Genomic DNA, 15891 nt, shown 5'->3' on the forward strand with positions numbered 1-15891 from the left:
ACGAGGGATACCCAAACGCGGGTACCGGGTCAGTTGAAAGCAACACCCCGGTACCCGCGAAAGTTCGGCGGAGCGGGTTACGCCGCGCCGTTGGAATCTGCAGCGCGCTCCGGCTTCGGCAGCAGCACCTTGCGCGACAAGCGGTACTTGCCCGTTTTCTTGTCGATATCGAGCAGTTTCACGTCAATCTCCTGCCCCACTTCCAGTACGCCTTCCAGCGCGGCGAGGCGCTCGTGCGATACTTCCGAGATGTGCAGTAGACCGTCCTTGCCCGGCATGATTTCCACGAAAGCACCATACGGCTGAATGCTGCGCACTTTGCCTTTGTAGGTAGCACCTACTTCCGGTACGGCTGCAATAGCCTGAATCCGGCCGATGGCCGCCTGCATGTCTTCCTGGTTGGAAGCGTAGATGCTCACGTGACCTTTTTCGTCCTTCTCCTCGATGATAACCGTGGCGTTGGTGTCCTTCTGGATCTGCTGAATGACTTTGCCGCCCGGCCCGATTACCGCACCGATAAATTCTTTATCGATGAGCATTTTATGCGAACGAGGCGTATGCGGCTTCAGCTCAGCGGCCGGCGCCGAAATGGTCTTAGCCATTTCGCGCAGGATGTGCAGGCGGCCTTCACGGGCTTGGTGCAGCGCAGCTGTCATGATTTCGGCGCTCAAGCCCTGGATTTTGATGTCCATCTGGCAAGCCACGATACCTTTCTCGGTGCCGGTTACTTTGAAGTCCATGTCGCCGAGGTGGTCCTCATCGCCCAGAATGTCCGAAAGCACGGCGTACTCGCCGGTTTCCTTGTCCTGCACGAGGCCCATAGCAATACCCGAAACGGCCGACCGCACCGGAATACCGGCATCCATCAGCGCCATCGAGGCAGCGCAAACCGTAGCCATCGAGCTGGAGCCATTCGACTCCAGGATGTCTGACACGATACGCACGGTATAGGGATTCTCGTCGTCGGAAGGCATTACCTTCTTCAACGAGCGTTGCGCCAAGTTGCCGTGGCCAATTTCGCGGCGGCCGGGGCCGCGGTTAGGCTTCACCTCACCGGTCGAGAAGGCCGGGAAGTTGTAGTGCAGCATAAACTTGCTATAGCCCGAGGTCATGGCCGTATCGATGATCTGCTCATCGAGTTTAGTACCGAGGGCTACCGTAGTCAGCGACTGAGTTTCGCCGCGGGTGAATAGGGCCGAGCCGTGGGCACCGGGCAGGTAGTTCACCTCGCTCCAGATAGGACGGATTTCTGTGAGCTGACGACCATCGAGGCGCGTGCGCTCCTTGATCATCATGTCACGAATGGCCTTTTTCTCAGCCGACGAGTAATAGCGACCGAACATCTTCATGTCCAGTTCGGGCTGCTCTTCCAGCAGTTTCTCAGTCAGCGACTTTTTGATGGCACCGAAGCCTTCCTTGCGGCCGGCCTTGCTGGGGTTACCCGAGTGCGCCACTTTGTAGGCCTGTTCGTACACACCCTCTTGAATGCGCTTTTTCAGGTCGTCGTTCTCCTCGTACTTGGGGTACTCGCGCTTCACGTGGGATTTCTCCACTTCAGCAGCCAGCTCCAACTGTACGCGCACCTGCTCCTTAATGGCTTCGTGGGCGAAGGCAATGGCTTCTACCATTTCTTCCTCGCTCACTTCGTTCATTTCGCCTTCCACCATGGCTACCGAATCAGCCGTGGCGCCTACAATCAGGTCGATGTCGGCGCGGGCAATGTCGGCGGTGAGAGGGTTGATTTGCAGCTTGCCGTCGATGCGGGCTACGCGAACTTCGGAGATAGGACCAGCGAAAGGAATATCCGAAATAGAGAGGGCAGCCGAAGCGGCCAGAGCAGCTAGGGCGTCGGGCTGCACGGTTTTATCGGCCGAAATCAGGGTAATCATCACCTGCACCTCGTAGTGATAGTCCTTGGGGAACATCGGGCGCAGAATGCGGTCTACGATACGGCACACCAGGATTTCGTAATCCGAGAGGCGGCCTTCGCGGCGCTGGAACGAGCCGGGAATGTTGCCGGCACCACCGAATTTCTCCTGGTAGTCAACCGACAGGGGCAGAAAATCCACGTCGCCGCGCGAGCTAGGCTGCGACACGACCGTTGCCAGCAGCATGGCGTCGCCGAGGCGCACCACTACGGCGCCGTCGGCAAATTTGGCCAGCTTGCCGGTTTCGATGGAAATCTGCCGCCCGTCGGGCAGCGTAATGTGTTTGGTAACCGCGGTGTAATTGGGCATCTGAGAGGATTGCTTGTGGAAAGCGTGCAGCGGGCGAGCAGCCGTAAAAACAGGGCCGGCAGCGGCCCTATTTTGCTCTAAAAAATTAAATTCTGGAAAGGCAACGCCCGAACCCAGTAAATGGTGCACTTAGATTCGGACAAAAAAAGAGCAGGGAACCTTCCGTGGTGGAAGGTCCCCTGCTCCGGACCGTGAGCTTACTTACGAATGCCCAGTTCCTTAATGATGGCGCGGTAGCGGTTGATTTCGCGGTGCTGGAGGTAATCCAGCATGCGACGACGCTTACCAACAAGCTTCAGCAGACCCAAACGGGTCGAGAAGTCTTTCTTGTTTACTTTCAAGTGCTCGGTCAGGTGCGTGATGCGGTGCGTGAACAGCGCAATCTGGGCCTCGGCCGAACCCGTGTCGGTAGATACTTTCTGCAGGCTGTTTTTCTCGAAAATGGCCTGTTTTGCTTCGGTAGTAAGTTTCATCGGCAGATAGGTTTCCCCGTCTTGGATTAAAAATGGAAAAAGAAGATTCACCCCGCACCTCGGGGTGGCCGCAAAGGTAAGGAAAATAGTTTCAGCATGCTAGACGTGAGGCGAACTACGCTGCTTTGCGGTAGCCACGGAACGGCCAGCGCAGCTTAGCCGGCAGCCAACGCCGCAGGTCCCAGTCGAGCAGGCCGGAGTCGTTGCGGGCCTGATAGAGAAAGAACAAGCCAAACGGTAGCAAGGCTAGCGTCGACATCCACATACCAAAACTGACTGGCATTACCTCCTCTCGCCCATACTTCTCGCCCATGATGGAGAGAATGTAGTAGACGATAAAAAATAGGATAGATACCAGGATAGGAACGCCCAAACCGCCTTTCTTGATGATAGCGCCCAATGGGGCTCCAATCAAAAACATAAGCAGAATGGCAGTAGACTGCACGTATTTGCGGTAGATTTCGATACGGTAATTGCCTGATTCCTTCGCCAGGTTTGCCAGCCGTTCGCCGGTAGTGCCAGCAAAGGCACGTAGGTTGCGGGCCCGGTTGGTCGCCTGCTCGAGTACGTTGGCATTTACCACCGGCAGGCGCGAGTCGGGCACCTGTACCTTCTCAACCCGGCGGTTCTGCACCTGCCCGGTCGTATCGAAACGCAGATAGGAATAATAGGGCGCTACCTGGCGGGGCACCTGGCCTCGCTCGGTGTAGAGCCGTTTCTGCAACGAGTCGATGAAGGCCGTCAGTTGCGGTATGTTCTTCATCATTTTGTTCTCAGCAAACAGCTCTTCCTTCGTCCGGTCGAGGCTGAAGGAGGCCAGCGAGAACGTAATCATGTTGCGCTTAAAGGCCTGCCGAATGAAAGTGGCGCCAGAACGGCTGCGGGCATCGGGCTGCTCTACATAGCTCTGCCCCCGAAACAACTCCAGACCCAGATACTGCCCACCAAAGCGCGTGAACATGCGGCCGGAGTCGGCTAGAATGACGCGCATATTGCCAGAGCCCTGCGTGTGGTCATAAATCATGATACCCATCAGCGTTTCGCCATCTTCGCCGAGCTTCTGGTTCACCTTGATGGTGTAGCCGGGAATACCACTGTAGAAAACGCCCGGCCGAATGTCGAGGGCCAGCTTTTGCTGCCGCAGGTCCCAGAGCAGGCTATAGGCCTTGAGGTTGGCTTTGGGTACAATGGTATTGTTGAACCAGAACGCGCCCACGGCCAGCGCGGCACTCGTCAGAAGTACCGGCCGCAGAATGCGCGTCAGCGAAATGCCAGACGTTTTGATGGCCGTCAGTTCGTGGTGCTCACCCAGCGTGCCAAACGTCATAAGCGACGAAAGCAGCACGGCCAGTGGCAACGAAACGGGCACCATCAGCACGCTAAAAAAGAACAGCAGTTGCCCAATTACCTCCAGCCCTAGGTCTTTACCCACCAGGTCATCGAGGTACTTGAGCATGTACTGGGTGAGCAGGATGAACTGCACCACCGCAAAAGTGAGCAAAAACGGGCCGGCAAACGCCTTCAGAATCAGCTTATCGAGTTTTTTCATGCTTGCGCTGCTGCCTGCCCCTACCGCAGGGGCGGCCACAAAAAAGAGCGAACGAGAAACGAAGGTACTGTCCGTTTCGCGTCCGCTCGGCTTCCGTATCCGGAAAACGTATTTAGCCGCCTACCAGTTCGCGCAGCTTCAGGATAAGACTATCCCACATTTCCTGCAGCTCAATTTCATCGGTTTCTTCCGAGTAGTCCAGTACCCGCAGATACACTTCCTGGGTCAGTTGCGACTCTTCCAGCGTGAAGTCGAGGTAATTGGCATCAGGAGTATGGCGTTTGTTCTGGTCGAGGAACACGTAGCGCACGGAGCGGTTGGTGCGGTGTGAGTTCATCTCGGCAAAATGGGGCTGGTTGTCCCAGATAAAATTAAACCGGTGGTCCTCGTCGATCCGCACATCCTGGCAGAACCACTGCGACAGGCCCGACGCTGAGGCCAGGTACGGGTACAGAATTTTGGGCGACGCATTAATGGGGTATTCGACCGTAAACCGATGTTTGAGACGAGTGGCAGAAAGAGGCATAAGCAGAACAGACTGAAGAAGGTACTAGTCCGGCGCCACGAAGAATGCCGGTTGGGAGCCAATATACACGGGTTTTTTTTGTCGACAGGCTTGCGCTAGTACAAATCTTGTCCTTACCTTTGCAGCACCAAAACCCGGCGGGGTAGCTCAGTTGGTTAGAGCACAGGATTCATAACCCTGAGGTCACGAGTTCAACTCTCGTCCCCGCTACTTTTAAAAACGGCCTTCCCATTACGGAGAGGCCGTTTTTTTTGGTTTTACATCATCTGGCTATGTGGCGGCCTGCCTCTATCGAACCGCTGCCAAAGCGCCAAGCAGCTGGGTTCAGGCAACCCACCGACTACAGCAAGCATCAGGTACATCAGGCGGTTTCTGCCCGCGAAACGCAGTGCAGACGGTTTTTCATTGCATCAGCCGCTGCTGCATGATACCTTGCCGACTGATATCCCGTGAGCCCGGCGCATTTTATCTATTCGGCTTGCTCGTCCCCGCACTCTATGATTCACGCCAGACTTTATTTGTTGCTTTTTCTACTTGGAGCGGGCGTGCTGCAGGCAGAAAAAGGACAGGCGCAAAGTCTGCCGCCCGGCAAGCCAGCCGGTAAAACGCAGCGGCAACTGGTCGTTACGCTCACGTTACCCTCGGCGGTAGGCGTTGTAAAGGACTACGCAACCATCCTGTTTTCCGGCGACGAAGGCAAGGACAAGAAGGCAGCTTTGAAACGTGCTCCACGCACCAGCAACCCCGTTATGAAGGTTACACTGCCTCTTCCGGGCAGTTGGGGCGGCAGCAAAGACGCGGCACGCACCTCGCAGAAGTAGCACGATTATCCACAAAACGCTAGTTTGCACCTGCCGGGCAGCACTACAAGGGCCACCAGCGCCTGTGCCCCCCAATCTCCACCCCTGACCGGCACTCCTTATGAGCCTGAATACCTCGCTCCTGATCAGTATTCTAATGGCCCTGCTAATCGTCCGAGCGCTCCGACGGTTTCTGGACCTGCCAACGCGAATACCGCGGCTCAATGCGCTGCTAACCTATGTCTGGGTACCAGGCGCTGCTCTGGCCTTTCTGGCAGCTGTATTTCGGTGGCGAACCGACCAGCTGGACGAGTTATACATGCTCTTCGTGCTGGCGTCGGTGCTGCTGGTTCTGGCACGTCTCCGGGACTATAAGCCGGCCCGTACGCTGCTGCTGGCCATAGCGCCTTACGTGGCATATTCGGCCATTGAGCTGGTTCTGGCCGTAACGGGCCGGGAGCTAATGAAGCGCTACGATGACATTTTTGAAACCTCTCAGGGCTTTGCGTTAATCTGGCTTATCACCTTTGTCTTCATTGCCCGCAGCCAGAAGAAAACCCTGGAAGCCGAACGGCTGCAGCGCGAGGAGGAAACAAGAGCCAAAGAGCGAATTGAGGCGCAGAATGCCGAGCTGGAACGGCTAGTAGCCGAACGCACCGCCACGCTCACCACGCAGGCGGAAGAATTGCAACAGACCCTGACGGAGCTAAAAACCACGCAGGCGCAACTCATCCAGGCCGAAAAAATGGCCAGTCTGGGTGAGCTGACGGCTGGCATTGCTCACGAAATTCAGAACCCGCTCAACTTCGTCACGAATTTCTCCGACGTCAGTGCGGAACTGGTGAGCGAGCTGGAAGAAGAGCAGCAAAAGCCCCAGCGCGACGCCGAAATGGAAGCCGACCTGCTGGCCGACCTAAAGCAGAATCTGCAGAAGATCAACCACCATGGGCAGCGGGCAGCCAGCATCGTGCGCGGCATGCTGGAGCATTCACGTGCCAGTTCTGGTGAGCGGCAGCCTACCGACATCAACCTGCTGGCCGACGAGTACCTGCGCCTTGCGTACCATGGCCTGCGGGCAAAAAACAAGAGCTTCAACGCCACGCTGCACACTGATTTTGATATGAGCCTGGGCAAGGTCGAGGCCGTGTCGCAAGACCTGGGGCGCGTGCTGCTGAACCTGTTCACGAATGCCTTCTATGCCGTGCAAAAAAGAAAGGAAATGCAGCCTTCGGTTAATGGCTACATGCCGACCGTGAGCGTAATTACCCGACGGGGTCCTGACGATACCATAGAGGTGCGCGTGCGTGACAACGGCACCGGGATGCCGGAAGGAGTTCAGCAGAAAATCTTTCAGCCGTTTTTCACCACGAAGCCCACCGGCGAAGGTACCGGACTGGGCCTCTCACTCAGCTACGACATCATTACGAAAGGGCACGGGGGCACGCTCTCCGTTGAAACACAAGAAGGCGAGTACACGGAATTCATTATTTCTCTGCCCGCTTAGCACCTACACCACACCTACCTATTACACCTCCTGTTCATGATGAAGATATTGGTAGTAGACGACGAAACAGACGTACGCGTGCTGTTTGAGCAACGGTTCCGGCGCGAGATTCGCAAAGGCGAGTTCTCCTTTACGTTTGCCTATTCGGGCGAGGAGGCCCTGGATTTTATCCACGCACATGCCTCAGAGGTCGTGCTTATTCTCTCCGACATCAACATGCCCGGCATGAGCGGACTTGAGCTGCTCAAGCGCATCCGGCAGGAGTACAACGAACCGCCGCCAGCGCCGCCTCAGGTCATGATGATTACGGCGTACGGCGATGCTGACAGCCGGCAACAGGCCCTGCAACTCGGTGCGAACGACTTCCTGACCAAGCCCGTAGATTTCACGGCTCTCAAAGAAAAGCTCCACTCAATCGGCATCCATGAAAACTAAAGTCCTTGTGGTCGATGACGAGCCGGACCTGGCGCTGCTCATTAAGCAAAAATTCCGTCGCAAGATCCGGGAAGGCGCTTACGAGTTTGTCTTTGCCGGCAACGGACAGGAAGCCCTGGACCAGCTGCACCAGCAGGCCGATATCGACATTATTCTTTCCGACATCAACATGCCTGTGATGGATGGGCTGACACTGCTGACCCACTTGCCTGATGCCAGTGCCGTTATCAAGGCGGTTATGGTGTCGGCGTACGGCGACATGCACAACATCCGCACGGCCATGAACCGCGGGGCATTCGACTTTGTGACCAAGCCGGTGGATTTCACTGACCTGGAAGTGACCATGGAGAAAACTGCCCACCATGTGCAGCAGTTGCGCCAGACCCTGCGTGCCGTGCAGGAAAACAACATTCTGCGCATGTACGTGGACGAAACGGTGCTCAACTTCATGGGCCGGCCGGGTTTCGAAAACACACTCATGGCCAGCGAAACGGTAGATGCCACGGTCCTGTTCATTGACATTTGCGGCTTCACGTCGCTGGCCGAGGTGCTACCTCCTACCGATGTTGTGACGCTGCTCAACAGCTATTTCGATCAGATGGTGGCCGAAATAATTGCGCAGGGCGGTTACGTCGACAAGTTTATGGGCGATGCGGTGATGGCTGTATTCCGCGACAAATTTCATCTGGACCGCGCAATGGATGCAGCTCTGGCGGTGCGCACCGCCTTGCAGGCCCACGAAGACACTCTGCCCAACGGCACTCTGTATCGGCCCCAGATATCCATTGGCATCAATACCGGCGAGATGGTGTCGGGCAATATTGGCTCGGCAACGCTCAAGCGGCTCGACTACACCGTCATTGGTGATACTGTGAATGTTAGCCAGCGGCTGCAGTCAGCGGCTCAGCCCGGCCAGATTATCATCACGGAAGCCACCTACCAGCGGGTCAAGGAGTCGTTCCAATGCCGCCCGATGCACGAAGTCACGCTGAAGAATAAAGCAAAACCCGTGATGATCTACGAGGTGCTGGCGTAAGCTCAGCTCTGTAGCTGAATTGTAGTTGCTCAATAAAGCCAAACGGCTCCTTCCCTGCCTAGGCAGGGAAGGAGCCGTTTGGCTTTATTGAGCAACTACAACCTGATTTTGGGCGCTATCCGCTACTCCAGCACACCCGCTTTATTCTACTACTGATTTTTCGTTCTGGCGGCGCAAACGCTGACACAGGACACGCACAATATTGCGCAGCACCTCCCCTCGCTCCTCCATTACATCGTAAAAATCCTCCTGGTCTATCCGGAACGCCACGACGGCCCCTCGCGCTACGGCCGAAGCAGAGCGGGGCTCGGCATCAAGCAACGCCAACTCACCGAAGAAGTCGCCGGGGTGGAACGTAGCCAACTGCTGCGTACCAGCGAAGATGCCTACCTCACCAGCCTGCACAATAAACAGGGAAGTGCCCAGGTCACCTTTATCAAACAACGGCTGGCCATCCTGAAAGCTGACTTCCTTCATGATGGGGGCAATGCTGCTGAGCACGTTAGCGGGTGTTGCGGCAAACAAAGCCGTTTGCTGCAGCAGTGCCACACGCTCCACAGCCGACATGCTAGCGGTACCTGAAGAATGGTTCATACGTAGTACGGATAAGGTAGGATGATTGGTCAATAGCTGCCCATAAGCAGCGGGCTGTTCCGCAAGTAGTTGCTCCAGCACCTGAAAGGCACTCTCGCGCACCAGTAGGCTGCCACTCTGCAGATGAGGCAATAAATGAGCAGCTGTAGTGGCGGAAGGGCGCCACAAGGGCAGCGCGATACTCACAGTCCAGTCCGTAAAAACTGCTTCTCCCTGCTCTACAATGCTATCAACAACGGAATTTTCCATTGGAGCCGAGCCCAGCACCCGGTCGAATGTGCGGAGCTTTTCGGCAACTGGCGCTACTTCCAGCAGGGCCTGCAACGCCTGATAGATGGGCCGGGCAATGAGGTTGTCCAGGATTTCGAGGGCGTTGGCCTGCCGCTCTCGCGCGGCATGCTGAACGCCACGTTGCGCAGCGGCTATACTTTGCGGAGCATATAGCTGTAGCAGCAAGCCAAACAGACGCTGCTCCAGCCGTCCTAGCTCATACTCCAGACTTTGGGACAACACAGGATCAGTAGTGACGGACAGGCCTCGGAGCAGGTGCCGGGCCAAGTGCATGTCATCCTGCACCAACGCCCGGAATACGGACGCGTCGGCAACCTCCTGTTCAAAATAGCGCAGAGCACGCAGGGCGGCTTCGCGCTTGAACAGTTGTGGCTGTTGGGCCAGCGCAACCAGCGCCGCGCGGCTGGCAGGCACCCGAATATGGCCACACACCTGCGCTAGGCGGCGCACCAGCACCTCGTCAGAGCTAGTTTGCATAGCCTGCGCCAATGTGGGTATAGCAGCAGCTCCCTGCTGGCGCAGCTGCAGTGTAGCGGCTGAGCGGGCAGTACGGTCCTGCAGAGCTTCTATCAACTGGTCAACCGAAGCCGCCGTCAGCTCGGTTCCCGCTGATGCCTCATTCGTACTTTCTGTAGCTAGTGCCGTTTCCTTGTCGTGCGTAAACCGGCGGCTCAGTGCATGCTGTAGTTCGCTTAGATAGTGCCCGTACGTCCGATGCAGCAGCAGCAGTGCGCCGCCCATAAACAGGCTCATCCACAGAAAAGGTGCCCACTCTCTCCAGGCCGGCAGTTGATGCACTGCAACCAGCAGTACCCCAGAAAGGCCCATCCCCAGTGGCTCGTACAAGCCTTTGGCCAGTGTATGGGCCTGCAGGCGTTCTGGCGGCGACAAAGGCTGGAAGAGTACCAGAAAAACGGGGTCGAAGACGGCGCGGCGCAGCACTTCCAGCGTCAGATAGAGCCCGCAGAAGTACAGCAGCAGTGTGCTTTCGCCAGCCTGACCCAGCCACAAGCCTCCAGCCAGTAGCAGCCCGGCCAGCATCACGGCTGGCAGCGCCACCAGCATCCATCTGACTCCTACTTGGTCCAGCGTGACGCGGGAAAGCAGCAGCTTGAAAATCAATGCCACCAGATACGTCGCTACCAGTACCGTTCCGACGTAGCGCATCACCGTGCCCTGGTCGTGGAACTTGTGCTTGACGTTGACAAAAAACGAATACTCGATGCCCGTGGTAACGGCTGCAATAAGCAGCATGCTCAGGCACATAGTCAGTACAAGCCGACTGGCCCCAAACCATTGCTGCAACTGTGGTGCCACGCCTCCCTGGCGGGCGGCGCGTGGAGCAGGGCGGGCTTCCACCACGTGCTGCCGCCGCGTTGCCTGGAGCACTAGCAGCGCCCCGATATAGGCTCCGAAAGCCACTAACAGCAGCCAGAGCAAATCCGTATGATGGTGAATCAGGATGGCCAGCACGGCCCCCAGCGCCTTGGCCGGCATATCGCCCGAGCTAATGACACTAAATAGCCGCCGGCTTTGCCGCACATCAAACACCACCGCCGATACTCCCCAAAACTCCAGGTTCGTGAGCAGATAGATTACACGGTAGCCTGCCATAATTGCCACTGCTGCAGCTACCGACTGGCCTACTGCTACCAACACACCTAGTATCGCCATCAGGGCCACTACCGCCAGCAGCACCCGCACCGCCACCCGCTCCAGCCCCAGATGATGCTCAAAATGCGCATATACTTTGCCGGCTACTATCATGGCCAGCGCCGCCAAGCCATAGGCCAGCGGCAGGCTGCGTTCCGGGTCGTTTTCCAGCAGAATAACGTTGGCCGCTACATACACCAGAATGGTACCAATGCCTAACAGGAAATTGTGCAGGAAAAACAGCCCTACCGTACGGCCTTCTTCCACCCGTATTCCTAGCAGCCGTTGCCAGCGTTCAAGTAGCGTCATTCGGAATTTAAATAATAAGCCTGCGGGTCTGATGCTGCCGCAAGATAGCGGCGAGGAGTGTCAATTCGCCCGGTTTTGCTGTTATTAGGTCTGTCAATTCTATTCCTTCCCCGATGAACTGCCAATGCGCTGAAGATTACGTGCTCGAGCAATTGCGTCAGCACCTTCCCGCCAACCTCTACTACCATGGCCCTCATCATACTCTCGACGTTGTGGCCCGGGCCCGCGCGTTGGCTGATGCCGAGGGCATCACCGACCCCGAGCAGCTTGCTCTGCTGCGGACAGCCGCCTTCTACCACGATGCCGGATTCCTGACAACCTATCAGGGCCACGAAGCTGCTGGCTGCAAGCTGGTACGGCAGTTGCTACCTAACTTTGGCTACTCCTCGGGGCAGGTTGATTTCATTTGCGGGCTGATTATGGCTACTCAGGTGCCGCAAAGCCCTGGTGACTCGCTGCCGGCCCAGATTCTCTGCGACGCAGACCTCGATTACCTTGGCCGCCCCGACTTCTGGCCCATCAGCCACAGCCTGCGAAACGAGCTATCCGACCTTGGGCTTATTGAGAGCGAACAGGCGTGGCAACAGCTTCAGCTCAGCTTTCTGCAGCAGCATCAGTATTGGACACGTTCAGCCCTGTCTTGGCGTGAGGCCAACAAACAAGACAGGATTTTGGAAGTACAGGCACTGCTGAACACTATTGCCTAGTACCACTAGCTGATGGCTGAACCATCTTTTTCCAGAATACATAAAAAAAGCCTGACCGGGATGGTCAGGCTTTTTTATCAGCAAGCAGGACAGCTTACTTGATTTTCTCCACAATGCCTTTGAAAGCAGCAGGGTGGTTCAGGGCGAGGTCAGCCAGAACTTTGCGGTTCAGCTCGATACCAGCCTTCTTCAAGCCGCCCATCAGCTGCGAGTAGGACAGGCCATGCTCACGGGCACCAGCGTTGATACGCTGAATCCAGAGGGCACGGAACTCACGCTTCTTAACCTTCCGGTCACGGTAAGCATAGAGAAGACCTTTCTCAACGGCGTTTTTAGCAACGGTCCATACGTTCTTGCGACGGCCATAATAGCCTTTCGCCAGACGCATTATTTTTTTCCGACGGTGGCGCGAAGCCACGTGGTTGACACTTCTTGGCATAACCAGTTTTTTTTGGCGGCCGGCGGCGGACTAATGCCGCAGCTTTCGTTTCAGCCGGACGCCTGGTGAAAAATTTAATGGGTGATTATTGACTTCCGATTGAGACGTAGTTCCCGAAATAGAAACAGCGCCCAATCGTCAATAATCAAATGTTGAGCATGTCCTTTACGCGGTTCATGTCGGCCGAGCTAACCAGACCAACGTGCGTGAGAGCACGCTTCTGCTTGGTGGTTTTCTTGGTCAGGATGTGGCTCTTGTACGCGTGCTTACGCTTGATTTTGCCCGTGCCGGTCAGCGAGAAACGCTTTTTGGCGCCGGACTTGGTCTTCATTTTCGGCATTGTGGTGGTGATAAAAAGGTGAAAAACTGCGGCGGTCGGCTGCCTAGGGCCGGTGCGCCAGCGCAAAAGATGGAGCCGAAGCCCCGGAAAAGCTATTCAGCGGCGCTGTCTGCGGGAGCGGGAGCAGCAGCCGGTTTGGTCTCCTTAGGAGCTTCTTTGCTGCCTTCTTTCGGAGCAGCAGGCTTGGCGGGTTTTGCCGGAGCTACTGCTTTCGGAGCCAGATACAAGAACATCCGCTTGCCTTCGAGCTTAGGGAGCTGCTCTACTTTGCCAAGGTCTTCGAGAGCCTGAGCAAACTTGAGCAACAAAATCTCGCCCCGCTCTTTGAACACGATGCTCCGGCCTACGAAGTGCACATACGCCTTGATTTTGGCGCCTTCGCGCAGAAATTCCTGCGCGTGCTTCAGCTTGAAAGCAAAGTCGTGGTCATCGGTGTTGGGTCCGAAACGGATTTCCTTAATAACGACCTTGGTCTGCTTGGCCTTCAGCTCGCGGGTTTTCTTCTTCTGCTCGTACTTGAATTTCGAGTAGTCGATAACGCGGCACACGGGCGGTACAGCCGTGGGCGAAATTTCCACGAGGTCCAGGTTCTGCTCCTGAGCAAAGCGCCGGGCTTGCTCAATAGAATAGATGCCTTGTTCGATGTTGTCGCCAACAAGACGGACTTCGCGGGCCGTAATCTTCTGATTGATTTTGAACGGCTCCTCGACCTGGGCGCGAGGGATATAACGGCGGTTAGGGGTTGCTATGGCTTTTTCTCCTTAAGGTGAAAGTCGGTTTTTGCTAGGATTGATTAGGACGCTTACGCAGCCTGTTGGGTTCAATCAGCGGGCAAATATCCGCCATTTTTTCCAAACCCTCAACAATGCCTATATAAAATCACCCTGAAATTGTCCTTTTCTGTTGACTAGCCCAGGCAATTCTTCCTTTTCGGAAGTCCGCTACTGCACAAACAACAAGCCCTCACCATGAAACATGGCAAGGGCTTGTGTGAATGAGCGTAGAGCCCGGCATCAGATGCCGGTGGCAGGACTAGCTGACAGCGGCAATCTGTTTGCCATCCATCATGTCGTTTACCTGTTGCTGGAAGCTACTGATGAACTCGGCAATAGACATAGCGCCCACGTCACCTTGGCCGTGGCGGCGCACCGATACGATGCCTTCGGCCTGCTCCTTCTCACCCACAATGAGCATATAGGGCACTTTGGAAACCTCCGCGTCGCGGATTTTGCGGCCGATTTTCTCGTCGCGGTGGTCTACGGTGCCGCGTAACTCGGCCTGCACCAGCTGGTCGTACACCTGCTGGGCATAGTCGTGATACTTCTCCGAGATGGGCAGCACGGCAAACTGCTCAGGCGAGAGCCAGAGCGGGAAGTTACCACCACAGTGCTCGATGAGCACAGCCACGAAACGCTCCAGCGAGCCAAACGGGGCGCGGTGCAGCATCACGGGACGCTGGCGGGAATTGTCGGAGGCCACATATTCCAGCTCGAACCGCTCGGGCAGATTGTAGTCTACCTGAATGGTGCCCAGCTGCCACTTGCGGCCAATGGCGTCACGCACCATGAAATCGAGCTTAGGGCCGTAGAAGGCTGCTTCACCTAGTTCCGTTACAGTGGTCAACCCCTTCTCGGCGGCGGCTTCGATGATGGCCCGCTCAGCTTTCTCCCAGTTCTCGTCGGAGCCGATGTATTTGGCTTTATTCTCCGGGTCACGCAGGGAAATTTGGGCCGTGAAATCGGGAAAATCGAGGGCTTTGAGTACGTAGAGTACTATGTCAATCACCTTCAGAAACTCCTCCTTCACCTGGTCGGGGCGGCAGAAGATATGGGCGTCGTCCTGCGTGAAACCACGTACCCGCGTCAGGCCGTGCAGCTCACCTGATTGTTCGTAGCGGTACACGGTGCCAAACTCAGCGAAGCGCACTGGCAGGTCGCGGTACGAGCGAGGCTTGGTTTTGTAGATTTCGCAGTGGTGAGGGCAGTTCATGGGCTTGAGGAAGAACTCCTCACCCGGGTTCGGCGTCTTGATGGGCTGGAACGAATCGGCGCCGTACTTCTCGTAGTGGCCGCTGGTTACGTACAGTTCCTTCGAGCCAATATGGGGCGTCACGACGGGCTGGTAGCCAGCTTTAATCTGGGCGCGGCGCAGGAACTGCTCCAGCCGTTCGCGCAGGGCGGTGCCTTTGGGCAGCCACAGGGGCAGCCCCGCTCCTACTTTCTCACTGAATGCAAACAGCTCCAACTCCTTGCCCAGCTTACGGTGGTCGCGGCGCTTGGCTTCTTCCAGCCGCTCCAGGTACTCGGTCAGCTCCTTCGCCTTTGGGAAGGTGATGCCGTAGATGCGCGTGAGCTGCTTGTTCTTCTCGTCTCCGCGCCAGTAAGCGCCGGCCACGTTGAGCAGTTTTACAGCCTTGATAGGTGAAGTATCAGGGATGTGCGGGCCGCGGCAGAGGTCGGTGAAGTCGCCCTGCGTGTAGAAAGTGATGGAGCCGTCTTCGAGGCGCTCCAGCAAATCCAGCTTGTACGGGTCCTGCTTCTCAGTGAAGTAGGCAATGGCATCGGCTTTGCTCACTTCCTTGCGCTCGAATTGGCTTTTCTTCTTGGCCAGCTCCAGCATCTTCTTCTCGACTTCCGGCAAATCGTCGGTTGAAATCGAACGACCTTCACCCAGGTCGATGTCGTAGTAGAAGCCGTTTTCGATGCTGGGGCCGATGCCCAACTTTACGCCGGGGTACAAGGCTTCCAGGGCTTCGGCCATGAGGTGGGCCGAAGAGTGCCAGAAGGACGCTTTGCCTTCGGGGTCGTTCCAGGTCAGGATGGCAACCTGCGCATCTTGGTCAATCGGGCGGTGCAGGTCGCGCACTTCGCCGTTGACACGCACGCCGAGGGCATTGCGGGCGAGGCCTTCGCTGATGCCGGCGGCAACGTCGTAGCCCGTGGCGCCATCTACAAACTGGCGCACCGAGCCGTCGGGGAGGGTGATATTGAGCATTGAA

Annotated in this window: 13 protein-coding genes, 1 tRNA gene and 1 pseudogene; 6 read left to right on the plus strand and 9 right to left on the minus strand. The window is 56.6% G+C overall.

The window, feature by feature from the left end:
* Window positions 1-77: 77 nt before the first annotated feature.
* The 4 genes from pnp to H4317_RS09650 all read right to left on the minus strand — a co-directional run bounded on the left by pnp (window position 78) and on the right by H4317_RS09650 (window position 4785).
* Window positions 78-2237 (minus strand): polyribonucleotide nucleotidyltransferase, encoded by a 2160-nt coding sequence (gene pnp / locus H4317_RS09635; protein ID WP_185886275.1) that lies wholly within the window; start codon window positions 2235-2237, stop codon window positions 78-80.
* A gap of 197 nt (window positions 2238-2434) precedes the next feature.
* Complete coding sequence (gene rpsO, locus H4317_RS09640; RefSeq protein ID WP_185886276.1) at window positions 2435-2710, minus strand: 30S ribosomal protein S15; 276 nt, start codon at window positions 2708-2710, stop codon at window positions 2435-2437.
* Window positions 2711-2825: 115 nt separating this feature from the next.
* On the minus strand, window positions 2826-4259 hold the full coding sequence (locus H4317_RS09645; RefSeq protein ID WP_185886277.1) for an LptF/LptG family permease: 1434 nt from the start codon (window positions 4257-4259) through the stop codon (window positions 2826-2828).
* Between the two features lie 112 nt (window positions 4260-4371).
* On the minus strand, window positions 4372-4785 hold the full coding sequence (locus H4317_RS09650) for an START-like domain-containing protein (RefSeq protein WP_185886278.1): 414 nt from the start codon (window positions 4783-4785) through the stop codon (window positions 4372-4374).
* Window positions 4786-4921: 136 nt separating this feature from the next.
* Between H4317_RS09650 and H4317_RS09655 the strand changes: the two genes are divergently transcribed.
* From H4317_RS09655 to H4317_RS09675, 5 genes are all read left to right on the plus strand, one after another.
* A tRNA-Met gene (locus H4317_RS09655) sits at window positions 4922-4995 on the plus strand.
* A 311-nt stretch (window positions 4996-5306) separates the two neighbouring features.
* The gene (locus H4317_RS09660) at window positions 5307-5606 is read left to right on the plus strand and encodes a hypothetical protein (RefSeq protein WP_185886279.1); all 300 of its coding nucleotides are present in this window, start codon (window positions 5307-5309) and stop codon (window positions 5604-5606) included.
* A 100-nt stretch (window positions 5607-5706) separates the two neighbouring features.
* Window positions 5707-7089, plus strand: a complete 1383-nt coding sequence (locus tag H4317_RS09665; RefSeq protein ID WP_185886280.1) for a sensor histidine kinase — start codon at window positions 5707-5709, stop codon at window positions 7087-7089.
* A gap of 39 nt (window positions 7090-7128) precedes the next feature.
* Window positions 7129-7524, plus strand: a complete 396-nt coding sequence (locus H4317_RS09670) for a response regulator (protein ID WP_185889994.1) — start codon at window positions 7129-7131, stop codon at window positions 7522-7524.
* Window positions 7514-8560, plus strand: coding sequence for an adenylate/guanylate cyclase domain-containing protein (locus H4317_RS09675; RefSeq protein ID WP_185886281.1), 1047 nt, complete (start codon window positions 7514-7516; stop codon window positions 8558-8560). Before H4317_RS09670 ends, H4317_RS09675 begins: the two co-directional genes overlap by 11 nt.
* 141 nt (window positions 8561-8701) lie before the next feature.
* On the opposite strand, the gene H4317_RS09680 is transcribed toward H4317_RS09675, so the two are convergent.
* Window positions 8702-11407, minus strand: coding sequence for a cyclic nucleotide-binding domain-containing protein (locus H4317_RS09680; RefSeq protein WP_185886282.1), 2706 nt, complete (start codon window positions 11405-11407; stop codon window positions 8702-8704).
* 113 nt (window positions 11408-11520) lie between these two features.
* On the opposite strand from H4317_RS09680, the gene H4317_RS09685 reads away from it, so the two are divergent.
* Window positions 11521-12114, plus strand: a complete 594-nt coding sequence (locus H4317_RS09685) for an HD domain-containing protein (protein WP_185886283.1) — start codon at window positions 11521-11523, stop codon at window positions 12112-12114.
* 94 nt (window positions 12115-12208) lie between these two features.
* On the opposite strand, the gene rplT is transcribed toward H4317_RS09685, so the two are convergent.
* The 4 genes and pseudogenes from rplT to thrS form a co-directional block, all read right to left on the minus strand.
* Window positions 12209-12553 (minus strand): 50S ribosomal protein L20, encoded by a 345-nt coding sequence (gene rplT / locus H4317_RS09690; protein WP_185886284.1) that lies wholly within the window; start codon window positions 12551-12553, stop codon window positions 12209-12211.
* Between the two features lie 145 nt (window positions 12554-12698).
* Window positions 12699-12893 carry a 50S ribosomal protein L35 gene (gene rpmI, locus H4317_RS09695; protein WP_185886285.1) on the minus strand — a complete coding sequence of 65 codons (195 nt, stop codon included), beginning with the start codon at window positions 12891-12893 and terminating at the stop codon, window positions 12699-12701.
* A gap of 191 nt (window positions 12894-13084) precedes the next feature.
* Window positions 13085-13642, minus strand: a pseudogene (gene infC, locus H4317_RS09700) (translation initiation factor IF-3); the annotation flags it as partial.
* A gap of 283 nt (window positions 13643-13925) precedes the next feature.
* The gene (gene thrS, locus H4317_RS09705; protein ID WP_185886286.1) at window positions 13926-15887 is read right to left on the minus strand and encodes a threonine--tRNA ligase; all 1962 of its coding nucleotides are present in this window, start codon (window positions 15885-15887) and stop codon (window positions 13926-13928) included.
* Between the last annotated feature and the right edge of the window lie 4 nt (window positions 15888-15891).

The organism is Hymenobacter sediminicola (genome assembly GCF_014250515.1).
GTDB classification, from domain to species: Bacteria; Bacteroidota; Bacteroidia; order Cytophagales; family Hymenobacteraceae; genus Hymenobacter; species Hymenobacter sediminicola.